Origin of the sequence: Candidatus Cytomitobacter primus, assembly GCF_008189405.1 — a bacterium.
Lineage (GTDB): Bacteria > Pseudomonadota > Alphaproteobacteria > CAJXXZ01 > 1604HC > Cytomitobacter > Cytomitobacter primus.
Genome location: NZ_CP043316.1, coordinates 571,932 through 588,779 on the forward strand (window position 1 = coordinate 571,932; position 16,848 = coordinate 588,779).

Sequence of the window (16,848 nt, forward strand, 5' to 3'; positions counted from 1 at the left end):
ACTTTGTTATAATCAAGCATATTAGTAGATATTGCTAAAAATGCACATATAATATATAGATTAGAGGTAAAGGAGTTTTATGAATCAAAATATAAAAGCTAATATGTTGAGCAATTTGCTTGGCAAAATAGTTAGCTTGTTCTTTCCTATTAAGAAAACAGAAATTAAGAAATACCTTCCTACAGCTATGATGATGTTTATCATTTTATTTAACTATAACGTTGTAAGAACTTTGAAAGATGCTTTGATCATTGCAGACAGAATATCTGGAGCGGAGGCTGTGAACTTTTTGAAAACATTTGTTGTATTGCCTGCTTCTATTATTTTTGTGCTTTTGTATAGCAAAATAAGCAATATGTTTAGTAAAACCAATGTGTTTTATGTATGTATCGCGCCATTTATTGTATTTAATATTGTATTTACTTATATTTTATACCCTAATGTGGGTTCATTACACCCATCTGCTGAGAGTATTCAAGCTTTGAAGCTTGCTTATCCTAAGCTAAGATCAGTATTTCCTGCGTATGGATTATGGACTTATTCTTTGTACTACACATTCTCAGAATTATGGGGAACAGTTGGTATGACATTATTGTTTTGGCAGTTTGCAAACAGAATTGTGAAGAGTGAAGAATCCAAGAGATTTTACCCATCATTTGGTTTGGTTGGTAATATCGGATTCACAATCGCATCATTTATGGTTATGAATGTTGTTTCTTCACCATCATCATTTGCGCAGAATTTTACGTATATTATGAATGTTGTAATCATTTTAAGTCTTGTATTAGTCGCAATATATTGGGGTATCAACAAATATGTACTTACAGATGAAGATATTGATTGCAATATAAATAAACCTAAAAAGAAGAAAGTAAAGCCTTCATTAGTTGAAAGTTTTAAAATTATATTTTCATCTAAATACTTGGGATGTATCATGCTTTTGATTTTTTCTTATAACTCTATGATTAATTTAGTAGAAGTTACTTGGAAGAGCCAGGTAAAAGCTTATACATTTTCAAATGATGCAGAAGCTGCAAGATCAGGTTATACAGCATTAATTGCTAAAACAAATGCATATACCGGATCAGTTTCTATATTATTATTTGCAACAGCAAACTTTTTGTTGAGTAGATTTAAGTGGGCTGTATCTGCTTCTATTACTCCAATAATCATGGTTTCTACATCCATATTGTTTTTCTTGTTCACAGTATTTCCTAAATTTGCTGGACCATTAACAAGTATGTTGTCAGTAACACCATTGTTCTTGGCAGTTATTATGGGTGCAATCCAAAATGTTGCAAGTAAAAGTACTAAGTACTCTTTATTTGACCCTACAAAAGAAATGACATATATTCCTTTGGATTCTGAATTGAAAAGTAAAGGTAAGGCTGCAGTAGACATTGCTGGAAGCAGGATCTCTAAATCATTTGGTGGATTAGTACAGTTATTCTTACTATTCGTTACTGGAGGAAGTCAGTTAGATATTGCTCCTTATCTAATGATCTTTATTGTTACAATTGGAGTGATTTGGTTTGTAGCTATTAAGCTATTATCAAAACAATATGATGAAGCTTTAAAATCCGATAAGTGTGAATAGAAAATCTTTTCTTTTTAAATGCATTGAGTGCTTTAATTAGTATTTCATTATCATTGTTTTTTTATCTTTATCTTATTTATTTAATTTTAACTTTTAATTTTTAACCTGATAATGATTAATCATTATATTTCTATTACAATATGATTTTCTTTATGAAATAATAAAATTATGTTTAATATCGCAATTATCGGGGCTACAGGTCTTATTGGTAGATCTATTATAGATGTATTACATGAGCGCGCATTTCCAATTAAGAATTTATACTTATTAAGTAGAGTAGAACAAGAAATTTCATTTAAAGATGAAGTATTAAAATGTACGAAGCTTGAGGACTTTGATTTTAAGTCTGTAGATATCATTTTTAATGCAACTGATAAAGATGTACTAATGAAATATATTGGCGAGATCACAGAATCTGGAGCATTTTTGATTGATAAATCTGAAGCACTTAGAATGGATAAAGATATTCCACTTATTGTTCCAGAAGTTAATTCTGATCAATTAGATAGTTATATTACTAATAATAAAATTATTTCTTCTCCAAATTGTGTAGCTATTCCTATGTCCATTATAATTAGAACATTGTCACATAAAACAGCAATTGAACAAATTTTCATGACCACATTTCAATCTGTATCTGGAGCAGGCAATAATGGGACTAAAGCATTATTAGATGAAACAAAGAAAAGTTTTATGGCATCAAGTGTGAATGCAACTAATTTCGAAAAAAGCATAGCATTTGATATTTTGCCTAAAATCGGAAGTTTTAATTCTGACTTTACGACTTCTGAAGAATTGAAAATAAAACAGGAAATGCAGAAGATATTAAATAATAAGTTAAATATCTGTGTAACATGCACTCGTGTGCCAGTACTAAAGGGACATGGAGTTGATTTGCATATTCCTTGTAAGTTTAAGGATAGAAATGATGCAATTAAAGCACTAAAGAGCTCTGATGTGATTCACGTATGTGATAGAGATGATGCCTATATTACTCAGAAAGAATCCATAGGTGAGGATAAAATTTCTATAAGCAGAGTGAGATATATTGATGGAATTTTAAGTATGTGGATTGCATATGATAATGTACGATTTGGTGGATCTGTAAATGGAGTGAAAATTGCTGAAGCAATTACAAAATCACTTTGATTGTAAAGAAAATAAAATAATAGCTGTACAGCATAGTAATAGCGCAATAATTGTAAAATATATTAACAATGAATAGTATAATCGAAATTAATAAGATAAAGTAAAGCTAATATAATTTAATCATATAAGATGAAACAGAATAAAATATGTAGGGTAAAGTGCTTACACATTTACTAATAGAAAACTGCTATATGCTTTAATAGCGTATCTATTTAGGTTCATAATGTGTCCAATTAGAGAACATGCTATACGCTCTAATAATGTGTCCATCAGGATCTGAAACTGCAAAAGTACGACCATAACATTCATCAGTTGGTTTTTGCACAACTTTCACATCAAGCTCATTTTGCCATTTATCAAAAAACACATCTACATCTTCTGTAGATTTCACGTGGATTCCAATTTCAGAAAACCTTACAATAGAAGTGTCTGGAGTTCTGGTTCCTTCACATATTGCAAATGATGAGTCTGCACCAGCTGCAAATTCTACATAACCAGGGTTAGCAAATACAGGTTTAGCATCAAACAGCTTTTCATAAAAAGCAGTTGAAGATTCCATATTAGATACATAAATAATTTGTAAATTTGGTCTAATTGTCATTAAATTTTTTCCTTTGAATTAGAAATAACACTAATTATACCTTTAAACAAGAGTGCTAAATGTGCAAATAATTGCTTTTCCTCATGGCAAAACATATTCCATTTTAACTAGATATGCATGAATATTCATTATTATATATAGATGCATTTAATTTAAAGATGTGATTTCGCTTAAGTTGTTGATAAAAGCTTGCATTGTAAATAATCCTGGGTTTTGATTTACAAGCCATTCACATACTTTCAAAGCATCATTTGCATAAATTTTGCGATTAAATACTTGATGCTCAAATCGAATCATTTCTTGATTGTTTAAACCAAGGAATTGATGCATAGACATATTATCTCCTGCTCTTAAAGACCATATTTGATCAGCTTGTATTTTATCATGAAGCTGCTTAGTAGTCCCAGATGGATTGTCTGCTTTGTTTTTATGGTGTACTTCTCCAATTGAAACTGCAAGATTTCTTATTTTATTAATTTTCTCAATAGAAGATTGAATAATACTCCATGAAATTGATGTGTTTGGAGCCCATAGAATTGGAATAATATTTTGATATGCTTTGTAATCAGATGCAGTATGACTGCCTGTAGTTCCAATAAGGATTGGTATATTGTATTGAACAGCTGATTTAATATTATTTAATGTGGATTGATGATTGGAGAAATCCAGAATCACATCAGCTCCTTTTTCAATATGATTTGATATCTTTGTATTATTTTGCGTTAGTGCAACCCCATGATACTGAGTATTTTCCCTAATAACCGCAGAGTGTATTATTATGTTTTGCATTTGAGCAATTTGGATAATAGCTTGACCCATTCTACCATTTGCACCTACTATACATATTTTCATAATCATATTTTAACATCGATCAGATTATATGCATATGAATTTACATTCAATGTTTTATTATTCAGCTGATTCTGTTAAGTTTGATCTAATGATTACAGAATATATATTACATGGCATATTTGAAGCTTTTCCGGTTAGTTCTTCGATGCACTCAATGTTATTTAATTATGCAATGCAAAATAGCTATGTTATGCAAAATATTGGCATAATTGGGATATTACATGGCATCACAGCAATTGTGACAATTGTATATTTTCATAAAAGTATAATTAAGTTATTAATAGATTTTATAAAACCAGGTCATTACAATTTTCTTTCTTGGAAACTATGTTTGATTCTACTACCTAAATTATTATTTGGATTTATTTACAGAAATGCGAATTTCCCTTTTTCTTTTTATACAATAATTGCATTTGGACTGCTACTTGCCTTTTATGATATTTATTCCCATCAAAATAAAAAAGCTCATGAAATATCTTATATGCAGTCTATTTTTATTAGTTTTCTAAGTTTATTTGCATTCTTACCGGGAGCAAGTAGTTTAGGAACTTACTATACAGCTTTTAGAGCATGCAACATTAATAGGAAGGAATCTCTTGATTATGCATTTATTTTGAATGTGATCCCATCTATAGGTGCATTTGTGTTAAGATTTACTTATGTTGAAGTAAATTTAGTACGAATTTTTACTTGCATGTTTGTATACTTATTTGCACTAATTCTTTGTAGAAAATTAATAAATTATTTATATTTGCTAGGTATTTATAGAGTGATTATAGGAATATGGGTATGTCAAAACATAAATATACAAAAATACTTTTACTGTGCTTTTTAATTGTTGGATGTGATAAGAAATCTGATAAGAAAGAAACAATTAATTCAAAGATAGCTTCTAGTATACAAAAAGAAGATTGGTATGCAGCCTCGAAGCTGCTTAATTTACATTTAAACATGAAAAGCTCTGCTTCAATGCATCTAGCAAATGGTTTTATTTACGATAAACTTGCAAAGCAAGATCCATCCTATGCAGGATTATCAGTTATTGCATATAAAAGAGCATTGAATTTAGATCCAAATAATTGGTCTGCTTCATTAGCAATCGGTAAATATTATATGAGAGAACATGATTACTTAAAGGCGATCAGCGCATTTGCAAAGACATTGACTTCTAATGAAAATAATTTCGAAGCATTATATGGAATGGCAAATGCTGCATATGCAACCAGAAACATTACATTAGCAAAAAATTGCATAGATAAAGCTATTGATTTACGTGGTGATAATAAATTAGTGAATAGGTTGGCTGCATTGATTTATGCTGCACAAAATAACTCTCGAGCAGATAAATATGCAAATAAATATGCATTTATGGAAGATGACTTGTATGAAATTAAATATTTAAGAGACAGGATTCAAGACTGGAAGAAAACTCATAAAAAAATGAGATACAATCCTAATTTCATGAAATCTTTTGATAGCCCTGATACAAATCAGAAGGATGAAAATATTACAATTGAGTGTGTAATTCTAAGCTTTAATGAGTCAGGTGCATTTTCTCGTGGAAATAATTTCTTAGAAACTTTACAAGAATTTAAAAGAGATGAATTTACTAAAGGGTTAAGTATCAGAATGGGAAATAACTCACAAGTTGAAACTGGGTTAGCTTCTAGTCCTGTATATAGTAATAATCAAGATAAGAAATATATATTTGATAATGGGAAATGGATTTTAAGTCCAGATCTGAATGATCATAGTAAATTAATTAAGAAAGGTTTTTCAATTGGATTTGATAGCATTAGATATAATTTAAATATTCTGAACTCTAGCAGCTCTATAATTGATATAATTTCTAGGCCAATTATGCAGGTTTCATCAAAAAATGGTAAAGGTGCATTTGATTCTAATGATAAAAGTTTTGTAAATACTGGTGGAGATGTAGGTTCTGCATTATCAAATATTCCATCTGGAGTAAAGCTAGAAGTTGAAGCAAATCAGGTCGATAAGGACCATATTATGTTAGGTGTAATGTTGGAAATAAGCAAAACAACCTTCAAAAACAACATTGGATCTCTGAATGATAATGCTAATGTGATTAGTGCTCAATTACAAACACAAATCAAAGCTAAATTAAATGAAACAATGGTTATTGGTGGTGTATATAGTAATGTGAATGAATCTTCTAAATCAGGAGTTCCTGGCGCACAAAATATGCCATTATTAGATTTAGTGCTTGCAAATAAAAGTACTCATACTTCTAAAAAGTCTGTAATGATGCTATTAACTGCAAAAAACACACAAGAATCTAAAGTGATGGAAGTTGATATTGATCGCATGGAAAACGTTGTTCTATTAAAACAAAGTGAGCCATCATTCTTTAAGCACAAATATAATAGAGAAAAAACTATAAAACAACAAGTACATGCATATAGAAGAGAGGATATAAAGTCGCTTAATATATCTAATAATACAATACAATCATTTGCTGAAAGAATATAATAAATATGGTTAAATTATATGATATCTGTATAGTGAATTTAACTTAATTTTTGCTCAATAATACATTAAGGGCTTGATTAACCCAAAATTTATGGTAGATTAGTACCATGAAATGTCATCGTAATATTTTAATTGTTGTTTTTTCGAGTTTTTTAATGTATGATTCCCCTCACGCTATGGGAGAAGAATTAAATAAAGATACAAATAATATGTGTGCATTTATAGTACAAGCTTTAGAAGGCGATGCTGTACAAAATAGATCAGATCTTGTGAACATTCTTAAAGAAACATCTATGGTTATGTTAGAATTAGAAGAAATAAAAGGTAAATTAAGTGGATTATCTTCAAAATTAAGAGGATACGGGTTTGATGATCATAAATCAGGAACGGAATCAGAGAAAAAATTAATAGCAAAAGAAGTAGAAGAATCAGTTGATAATCAAGAGAAAACTACTATTTGTGATGAGAATGCACCTAATTGCGAATCACAGGAATCACAGGGATTAAGTGATAGTTCTGGTAGTAGCTCTTCAGGTAATACGAGCCCATCACATGATGAAATATCAGATTCTAAGCAACCAGAAACAGAGCTGGTAGTAGCATCTGAAACAAAAAAAGCAGATAGTCAAGAAACTACCAACTGTAATGAGAATACTACTACATTGCTAGATTCTAAGAAGGATGTTGCAAGTAGAGCTGTATTAGATGCTTCGACAGAATGTGATGACATAGAAGAACTTGATGCAAAATATAAATATACTAAACCAGAAGAACCATATGCTGCATACTATACTACAATTCAGGAAGATATAGAAATATTAAAACACGAAATAATGACAACATATGTAGAAGCTGATAGCATAAAGCAAAAATTACAATTGAACCAAAGAGTTGTTAGTATACCTGATCTAAGTAATGCTAGCCTTACTAGCTCTGTTCATGATGTACGTTTCAATGAAATTGATATATCAAAGATGCATTATGATCCTAATCACTTTAGACTTCATACATTAGAGTTATACGATTGCACTGGCGTTTCATTGCCTCGTATAGATCTATATGACATTTTTCAAATATCTATTATTAACCATTTAGGTTCTGAGATGAATGCAAGTGATTTTTTTATGTTACCTATAGATTTTAATCCTTCAGTAGTAAATATTATAAATAGCAATTTAAGTGGTGTGTTTATGGGATTATCAAATACTGTATACAAATTGTTAACATTAAACATATCGCATAATGCACTTAAGAAATTTGAGAAATTCTCAGCACCAAAATTACAAGTTTTGAATGGTAATGACAATTCATTTACAAATTTACCATTATATTTAGAAAACTTGCAATATTTATTTTTACAAAACAATCTTATTAATAATATTGATTGTGATAATAGTTTGAAATCATTGAGAGTGCTAGATTTAAGTGGCAATAATCTTAGTACCCTGAATAGCAACATATTGAAAATTGGTTCAATTGCTCCTAATCTTGAAGAATTGCATATAAGTCATAATAAAATGGAAGGGTTTATAGATCTAGGGGATATCCCAAAACTAAGAATACTTAAAGCTTCTGATAACATCAGATTATCAATTAGATTTAATCGTAATATAGAATATATTGATGTTACTAATACTTACATCATGGAAGTTACTAACTGTCCAGCAGTAGCTTTCATTACATTTGAATATACCCCTAGCATGGTATCAAGCACTGTAATATCACGTACTGAATCACTTTTAAAATCAGATGAGTTTAAAAAAAAACTAATTGTGAATTAATAGACACGCTGAGCAGTGAAGAATCTGATGAAAGTGAAGAACTTGATGAAGATATAGAAAATATACAATTTCTAAAAAATGAGCTAATGGTAAATGGAAATAGTATTGGAAATCTTTATGTTGTACGTGGTTGCACAAAAGTAGTACTTAATGATATAAAATTGACAGGAAATAAGTTAAGTATTCTGGATAAAATTATTAGTATAAATGAGTTAAGATATCTTGATTTAGTGAATTGTGCTTTGACCAAGGCTTTACCTAATATATTTACTTTACAACTATTAGAATGCCTATCTTTATCTAATAACAACTTATCAGAAATTGTAATAGCAAAAAAAACACTACCATGTTTAAGAAAGCTTGATTTATCTCGTAATAATTTATCAAAATTCAGTTGTAGGTTTCTACGACAAATAGAAGATTTGGATTTAAGTAGAAATAAAATTAGTGACCTTAAATATATAAAAAATATGAAAAATCTAGTTTCTTTAAATATAGCTAATAATAATATAGATCAATTAGATGATATTGGCGATTTAGTTAATATAGAAATACTTAACTTTGTAAATAATCGTATTTCAAAATTACCATGCTTAGATGCTCTGCAAAAATTACGTGGATATTATGCACGTAATAATAGGTTTGCATGCATAGAAGAAACTTTCAAACCTATTCATAATATAATTTGTAGGAAAGTTCCAATAGGCGTAATATATAATCCAGATACTATGAGATATGTTGTGAAATATGGTTATCATCATACAATGAATGATGCTCTATATTACCTTCCCTATGAGATGCATATTTGTGGTGGGGATGGAAAAGAATATGATGCAATAGAGAAAGTCTCACATACCGATGACGATAAGATATCTAAATTCAAAAAAGAATATAGAGTTGGAATTCCCAATTATAATTCTAAACATAGAATGCAAATACATGGAAATGTAGATAAAGGGATATATGATTTCATTAGTCATTATGTAACTGTGGATTGTGTGTATTGTGAAGTCAGTAGTACTAATAGACCCCCATCTAATTATGAAGATAATTTTCAAAACATGCAGAGATGCGCATGCTATGGCTATTAGATTTGTTTATCATTAGTAATTATGCATCTTGATATTTATTCGTAATGTTTTTTATTATGCCTTATAATACCATTTTCAATTAATAAATTAAACTTAAGTTACTTTGAATCGCAATCATTTATACCAGAAGATTAGATTAACTATATAAAAATATTAGATCTTTGAAGCAGTTGGTTGAAAGGTTTATACATATAATAAGATCATAGTTAGTTAGGATAGCAATGAGAGAAGGGAATTATTTCTACTGCTAATAGTTATGACCATTTGATGTTATGACAATATATATCATCATAAGGTAAATGGATGGGATGAATAATTTAGAATATCTATACATTATGCTGCTTCGATTGCCTAAAAATGTATTTTCAATAATCTCAATTAATAAATCATAGTATTATATACTATTATAAACTAATCCTATATATCAATAACGTAATAACATTTTTCTTAATATTATATAGGTTTGTTAAGTTTATGGATTAATACAGACACATTATTGCAGGGATTTGATTTTTTCGTTTGAGATTGCATTTAGTTTCTCAATGTCTGAAGATTCTAGTTTTAACATGCCCTCTAATGCGTCCTTTGCACTGTTCATGAAGTCTCGCCCTCTAGCATTCTCCTTGTATTCTGCCCATCTTAAGAACAAGAAGTTTCCAAAGATCTCTCCCATCATGTCCTTATCACCTTCGTATCCATTCAGCAATTCCTCTGCTCTGTCAAACAAGTGTACGATATAATCCTCATGATCACGTTCCTTCGCAAGCTTAGCAGCTTCTTCTTTTCTTAATGCTGTAACAGCCTTGTCTCCATCAGATTTTGCATACCAGTCAGCATAATCCTTCTTGAAAAACTCAACGTCACCTCTACGCTCCTCCCCGGGATAATATGCTTGGAATTTTCGGTCTCCTCCTCCATTTCCAACTTTATAATAAAGCTTACTCCTAATAATTGCATTTAACATACTTATCAGCCTCCTTAAAATGCTTTTGCATAGCATTCCCTACCTTGACAGTTCTAATTACATTCCAAGATGCATCCTGTCTAACAACCTCATCAAGCATGATTTTAAATTTCTCCAAGCCTTTTGCCGCCTCAACTGCCATCTTCTTTAACGCAATATGCTTTGCAATGTTTGTAAAATGTTCCTTGTCTTTTGATAGGGATTGTAAAATAGTTGCATTAACCTTTGCTGCTTCCGCTTTATCGCTCAGCATCGATAATCCTGGATTTTCTAGGTTGTACTCATATATTGAATTGTAGTACAAACTATGAGCTTCCAACCTATCTGATTCTAAGTCCCAATCAACTTCTAATGTTCCATTTTGAGACCTGTCAGCAAGATATACAGCATTTTTGAATACATCACCATCCATGTCATAGTTACCATACGCATCTGCTAACTCCGCATAGCGAGTACTCTGCTTCATTATGTAAGAACGGGACTCATAAACGTATCGCAACATGGCATATTCAGTAGCTTGCTCATCCTTTAAATTATTTAGTTGTTCTTGCAACTCTTCTTCACTATATTTAGATAATGATTCTATGTATTCATCTTCATCATCTTGGTTAATCATTTGCATATATACGATTGATTTACACTTATTATCTGTAAGATCTTTAACAACTTCTTTAGTTCCATCAAGTACAGTTTGATAAAACTCATCATCTCTACATTCTAAATTAGATTCCTCCAGCTCTATTGCTAAAGATTGATCAGATTTCTTCAAACAATATGCAAATTTACTTGTGCATTCCGTTAATTCTGGGCCATTTGCCATAACTGATAAGCATAATACCAGCGATAAAATTCTTAGATTCTTCATATATCTCCCTTATAAATTGATTTATTATGTTATATTTACACCTAAATAACAAGAGATTTTGCAGGAAAACCTACCTGAAATAGGCATAATTTATATAATATTTAGGTAGCAATCTTATAGAGTGTACTATTTCTAATAATAATTATCCTAATCGAATATTTCTTCTTTTATCACTTTCCCACCCATATCAAACTGCTTCCATATTCCTGATTTATTTCCATCTATGTATTGTCCAAATTCTAGAATATTAGATGATTTTGGGTGATATGTAATAGAATTTCCGTAAAGTAAATCATCTTTATAATTCTCTTCTTTGACTAAATACCCTTTTCCAAATATGAAAAATGCTCCATGTTTTTTATTATCCTTATATGCTCCTATTTGCGATAAATTACGATTCTCAAATATATACATAGCGCCATCTGGTTTTTCACCCTTATAGTTCATGATCAAACTTAATTCACCATTTTTATAAATTTCTACAACTCCATCAATTTTCCCATCTTTATAATTGACTCTTTGTGCAATGGATCCATTTTTATAATATATGCTCTCTCCATTTCGCACGCCATCTTTCAATATATGCTTCTCAACAACTTTTCCATCAATCACAACTTCTTCAAATTGTTGCTCTGGAATTTCTTCAGTTTTACAGTTCAATTCATGCTTTTTTATAATCTGCTCAATATTCATTAGTTTAAATTCACCATTCCTGCTTTTATATTAATCATTGCTGATGCTTCAATATCTGCTGTTGTATCACTTTTTAGCGCCACAATTCCTCCTTTTAAGTTTAAATTACCCCCAGCTTCCAAAGTTAGGTTTCCTCCAGATTTAATTGTAAAATTGCTAGATGCCTTATATGTAATCTGATTTGCTTCAATTTCCATATTTCCTCCTGAGATTTTGATAGTATGATTTCCACTATTAATCGTTATATCTTTGTTCCCGGAAATTTCTTCTTTACTATTACCATTCCCTAGATTTATTTCCATATTCCCTTTAGAAATTTCGATATTCATATTTCCATCCTGAAGTGTAATTTCTTTATTTCCCTTGTTTAAATCTAATTTATAATTACCTTCCTCAATTTTCGTAATCATATCTCCATTTTTGAGCTCAGTGAGGAAATGCTTCGCTTCCTCTGATTCTAATTTAATCTCTTTGTTCCCTTTTTTGATGATTAATATATCATTTCCTTCTCCATCTGTAGGTTCATCTTCCCCAGACAATTCTACCTTTCGATCTCCACGCCCAATAATCAATTCTGAAGATCCAGTTTGAATTGTAGAGCTTTTACCATCTTTAATAATTTCCTCATAATCTTTCTCAGCATGCAAAAATATTTTTTCTTCATTTGCTTTGTCCTCAAAGCTAAATTCATTGAATCCACGCTCTTCGCCTTCTTCAACATCTTTTAGCGATTCTGTTTTTAGGCCAGTTTTCGAAATAACATCTTCAGTTTCAACCAGATTATACGGTGGCATTGTAGTTCTATTATATAAGCACCCTGTAATAATTGGGTAATTTGGATTCCCATTTTCGAATGAAATTACAACTTCTTGCCCTATACGAGGAACAAAAAATCCTCCCCATTCATTTCCAGCGCCTCCCCATTGCGCAACACGAATCCATACAGCTTGCTGCAGCATCTCTCCATTACTCAAATTCTTTCTCCCATTATCCCAATGGAAATAAACTTTCACTTGCCCTAGGTGATTTGTATAGATTTTCTGATCCTCTCCACCAACAACAATTCCTGTCTGAATTCCTGCAATTTTCCTGTATGGCTCAGGTTTGACTTTAAATGGTTGATCAATTTTCGAAAACACGGCGCTATTTTCATAGTGTAAAACCATATCATCCAAATCTACAGTAGCATCATCCATATTTTTATCCACAGCCTGATATTCTAATTTATGAGAAACTCGCTTTACATAATACTGCCCATTCATCTCAATATCTGGGTGATGCGTAAGAACAAACTTGTATCCAGGGCTAACTTCCTGACGAAAAGTTTTTGTATGATATTCTGTCTCACTTGTATCTGCATGTTGATTGCATATTCCATTATATTCTTTCACTTTTTGATCTGAGGTAAATGTTTCGCTATAATGATCATCCACATCGCTAGCAGAACTCTCTGATGAATTTGCCCCAGAGGAATTTTCAACTTCATGAATTATATTGCGCTTTTCAGGGTCAAGATCTGGGTTGAATCCTTGAAGTTGGGTGGAATTAGGGGCATATTTATGTGCAACATTCCATTGCGAGATATATTTATCGTTACGACCCTCCAATCCAGTTGTTGTATAATGCAAAGGACGAGAATCGGTGAATGGGTCGGACATATCAAAAACTTTTGAAACAGCTCCATCTTCTACAGCCCCTTTCCCCTTAGATTGCGATTCAGCAACAATTTGCGTGTCAAAACCATCGTCGAAAATACTCATTTCTCCACTTTGTACGGAAGTATAGGCGTTCGCTCCTTTGGAGGCTAACTCTCCTGTGGGGCTATAGTTTTCAATGGCATTTTCATACCCTAAATATGTTTTATATGGCGAGGGAGATGAGGAAGCAGAAGGAGAAACACTACCTGATTCATCAGCAATTTCTGCACCATCTCCAGAATTAAACCCAGCCAAATCATCTTCCTCTTCCTCGTCATCCGCATCATAGTTAGCATCTGCACTATCTGACACATCTGCTCCCTGAGGATTATTATAAAACACAATCCCTGTATGCACGTCCGTATGCTCAAAACAATAATAAACCCCAAAATCCCTACACAACCGATTCAATAACTCCCAATCCGTCTCCTCATACTGCACTATATATTCAGGAAAATCCTCCTGTTCACTCTTAGCAAAATTTGTCTGATCATCATAATTCAAATATTTACTCCTTGGATTCTCAATCGCAGCCATACGATATTGTGCATCCAAAATACTCATATTAATATCAATAATTACCTTATCATAATGATTATCATGCTGGTCATTCTTTGCCTCAAATTCATCTATTTGAATTTCATAATCATCTGATTGTGATTCATAATTTCCATGTATGGCAACTAATTCTGAAGTTCTATCTTTTGATTTTTCATCTTTTAAAGTTATATTATTTTTCTTTATTAATCTTTCAATAATATTTGCCATTAATTTTGACTTGTTAAATATGATATCTTGATTTTGCTCAACTGGTGCGTCATCTACAGATGGATAGAAAATACGATTACGTTTTGTGCCTAATTTAAATTGCATTTCAGGAATCATGCTAAACCCATAAACATAATATTGCTCTTCCTTAGTTGGGGTTTTTATTCCTAAATATGTCCATTCATTGATTATTCCATGCCAATATTTTCTATCAATATTTGGCTTGCCAACACTTAAGCCCATGTGCATTTTTTTACTAATCATATTTGGTTTTTTCTCAAAAAATGCAACTTCTCCTTGAATAAAGAATGGTTGAGATAACCCTTCCTCTATATTAACTTTATAAACTCTCCCTAAATGACGTTTATATCTTCTATCTTCATCAGTTTTAGGTTGCCATTGATCATAACCTAAGGTCGCTAATCCAATCATTTCAAAATCAGAATTATCTTCAACCTTTTGGTTATGCTTATAAGTATTATTATAATCTTCTTCTAAGGTATAATCTTTTTTTTCGAGCTCTTCAGGCATTTGAGACAATATATGAGATGATGGTTAATATTCTCTTAAAATTATGCTGGGCTTTCCTACAATTTATTAATAAACACCACATAAATCTTGTTATTTAAGGATAGATGGAACATAATAAGTCAATTTATAAGGGAGATATATGAAGAATCTAAAAATCTTATCATTACTATTATGTTTATCAGTTATGGCAAATGGCCCAGAATTAACGGAATGTACAAGTAAGTTTGCGTATTGTTTGAAGAGTCCTGGTCGCGCAACGGAAGTTGCTGTGCCAAATATGGGTGCACAGGTTCTCACTGATGCCGTATATAAAAAGAGATACGATATAGTAAAGGGTGCAATTCCATCAATAGATGAAGAGAAGTGCAAATATCTTGTATATACAATGATTATTAATAGAAAAAGCAAACCAGAATATGTTAAGAAAATAGGTGAGAATACAGTTGAGCAATTGTTTGCAGGTTTATCCAATGCGGATAAATCATATGCCATGCTGCGATACGTTTATGAATCTCGTCCTTACATAATGAAGCAGAGTGCTCGCTATGCGGAGTTAGCAGATGCGTATGGTAACTATGACATGGATGGGGATGTGTTCAAGAATGCTATGTATTTGGCAGAGAGATCTCAAAATGGAACCTTAGAAGTTGATTGGGACTTAGAGTCAGATAGGCTAGAAGCTCATAGTTTGTATTATAACTCGATATATGAGTACAACCTAGAAAATCCAGGATTATCGATGATTAGTGACAAAGCAGAAGCAGCAAAGGTTAATGCAACTATTTTACAATCCCTATCAAAAGACAAGGAACATTTTACAAACATTGCAAAGCATATTGCATTAAAGAAGATGGCAGTTGAGGCAGCTAAGGGGTTAGAGAAATTTAAAATCATGCTTGATGAGGTTGTAAGGCAGGATGCGTCTTGGAATATGGTTCATATAGTTCAGATGAACAAGGCTGCACAAAAGCATTTTAAAGATACTCAACTTTATTTAGATGATTTGGTAGGCGTAGAAATAACTATGTCAGATCTGAGATCAATTAAGAATGTCCAAGGTGGATATGTAGTTATTTTTGGCGATAAAGACAAAGTAAAATTTGATGAGATTATAGAATTATTTAATACAGATAGGGAAAAATGCAAAGAGCTTATTTGGGAAAGAATAGTAGCGGGAGAAGAATATATAAACAAATATATAGTGAAGCCTATGTTTGATAAGCTCTTTAATGAGATGGAAAAGATGGACAAAGAAGTATTGCAAGAGGTAATAAATAGATCACGTAAAGAGAAAGTTTGGGGTGAAGTAGGAAATAGGGGAGGAGGAAAGAAGTTTCGCGCATACTACCCAGGAGAGGAGCGTCGAGGTGACGTTGAGTTCTTCAAGAAGGATTATGCTGACTGGTATGCAAAATCTGATGGAGACAAGGCTGTTACAGCATTAAGAAAAGAGGAAGCTGCTAAGCTTGCGAAGGAGCGTGATCATGAGGATTATATCGTACACTTGTTTGACAGAGCAGAGGAATTGCTGAATGGGTACGAAGGTGATAAGGACGTCATGGGAGAGATCTTTGGAAACTTCTTGTTCTTAAGATGGGCAGAATACAAAGAGAATGCTAGAGGGCGAGACTTCATGAACAGTGCAAAGGATGCCCTAGAAGGTATGTTAAAACTAGAATCTTCAGACATTGAGAAACTAAATGCAATCTCAAACGAAAAAATCAAATCCCTGCAATAATGTGTCTGTTTTGATGTGAGTTCAA

At 31.6% G+C, this 16,848-nt stretch carries 13 protein-coding genes; 7 read left to right on the forward strand and 6 right to left on the reverse strand.

Annotated elements, in window-relative coordinates; all coding sequences use genetic code 11:
- Nucleotides 1-79 precede the first annotated feature (79 nt).
- Together FZC34_RS02585 and FZC34_RS02590 are read left to right on the forward strand one after the other, a co-directional pair.
- On the forward strand, nt 80-1,597 hold the full coding sequence (locus FZC34_RS02585; RefSeq protein WP_148971897.1) for an Npt1/Npt2 family nucleotide transporter: 1,518 nt from the start codon (nt 80-82) through the stop codon (nt 1,595-1,597).
- Between the two features lie 168 nt (nt 1,598-1,765).
- Complete coding sequence (locus FZC34_RS02590) at nt 1,766-2,746, forward strand: aspartate-semialdehyde dehydrogenase (RefSeq protein ID WP_148971898.1); 981 nt, start codon at nt 1,766-1,768, stop codon at nt 2,744-2,746.
- Between the two features lie 208 nt (nt 2,747-2,954).
- Here the strand turns inward: FZC34_RS02590 and FZC34_RS02595 are convergent, their stop codons facing one another.
- A complete protein-coding gene (locus FZC34_RS02595; protein ID WP_148971899.1) occupies nt 2,955-3,347 on the reverse strand; it encodes a VOC family protein in 393 nt (130 codons plus the stop codon).
- Between the two features lie 147 nt (nt 3,348-3,494).
- Nucleotides 3,495-4,199: a 4-hydroxy-tetrahydrodipicolinate reductase gene (locus FZC34_RS02600; protein WP_187440029.1), complete on the reverse strand. Its 705-nt coding sequence runs from the start codon at nt 4,197-4,199 to the stop codon at nt 3,495-3,497.
- Between the two features lie 34 nt (nt 4,200-4,233).
- Between FZC34_RS02600 and FZC34_RS02605 the strand changes: the two genes are divergently transcribed.
- The 4 genes from FZC34_RS02605 to FZC34_RS02620 all read left to right on the forward strand — a co-directional run bounded on the left by FZC34_RS02605 (nt 4,234) and on the right by FZC34_RS02620 (nt 9,567).
- On the forward strand, nt 4,234-5,034 hold the full coding sequence (locus FZC34_RS02605) for an undecaprenyl-diphosphate phosphatase (protein WP_187440030.1): 801 nt from the start codon (nt 4,234-4,236) through the stop codon (nt 5,032-5,034).
- Nucleotides 4,989-6,695, forward strand: a complete 1,707-nt coding sequence (locus tag FZC34_RS02610) for a tetratricopeptide repeat protein (protein ID WP_187440031.1) — start codon at nt 4,989-4,991, stop codon at nt 6,693-6,695. The genes FZC34_RS02605 and FZC34_RS02610 overlap by 46 nt, the downstream gene beginning before the upstream one ends.
- A 107-nt stretch (nt 6,696-6,802) precedes the next feature.
- A complete protein-coding gene (locus tag FZC34_RS02615; protein ID WP_148971903.1) occupies nt 6,803-8,476 on the forward strand; it encodes a leucine-rich repeat domain-containing protein in 1,674 nt (557 codons plus the stop codon).
- Between the two features lie 86 nt (nt 8,477-8,562).
- Nucleotides 8,563-9,567, forward strand: a complete 1,005-nt coding sequence (locus tag FZC34_RS02620; protein WP_148971904.1) for a leucine-rich repeat domain-containing protein — start codon at nt 8,563-8,565, stop codon at nt 9,565-9,567.
- A gap of 493 nt (nt 9,568-10,060) precedes the next feature.
- On the opposite strand, the gene FZC34_RS02625 is transcribed toward FZC34_RS02620, so the two are convergent.
- The 4 genes from FZC34_RS02625 to FZC34_RS02640 all read right to left on the reverse strand — a co-directional run bounded on the left by FZC34_RS02625 (nt 10,061) and on the right by FZC34_RS02640 (nt 15,085).
- Nucleotides 10,061-10,531, reverse strand: a complete 471-nt coding sequence (locus FZC34_RS02625) for a hypothetical protein (protein WP_148971905.1) — start codon at nt 10,529-10,531, stop codon at nt 10,061-10,063.
- Nucleotides 10,512-11,396, reverse strand: a complete 885-nt coding sequence (locus FZC34_RS02630; RefSeq protein ID WP_148971906.1) for a hypothetical protein — start codon at nt 11,394-11,396, stop codon at nt 10,512-10,514. Before FZC34_RS02630 ends, FZC34_RS02625 begins: the two co-directional genes overlap by 20 nt.
- Nucleotides 11,397-11,543: 147 nt before the next feature.
- Nucleotides 11,544-12,089, reverse strand: coding sequence for a toxin-antitoxin system YwqK family antitoxin (locus FZC34_RS02635; protein ID WP_148971907.1), 546 nt, complete (start codon nt 12,087-12,089; stop codon nt 11,544-11,546).
- Nucleotides 12,089-15,085, reverse strand: coding sequence for a type VI secretion system Vgr family protein (locus tag FZC34_RS02640; protein WP_148971908.1), 2,997 nt, complete (start codon nt 15,083-15,085; stop codon nt 12,089-12,091). The genes FZC34_RS02635 and FZC34_RS02640 overlap by 1 nt, the downstream gene beginning before the upstream one ends.
- Before the next feature lie 139 nt (nt 15,086-15,224).
- On the opposite strand from FZC34_RS02640, the gene FZC34_RS02645 reads away from it, so the two are divergent.
- The gene (locus tag FZC34_RS02645) at nt 15,225-16,823 is read left to right on the forward strand and encodes a hypothetical protein (protein WP_148971909.1); all 1,599 of its coding nucleotides are present in this window, start codon (nt 15,225-15,227) and stop codon (nt 16,821-16,823) included.
- Nucleotides 16,824-16,848 lie beyond the last annotated feature (25 nt).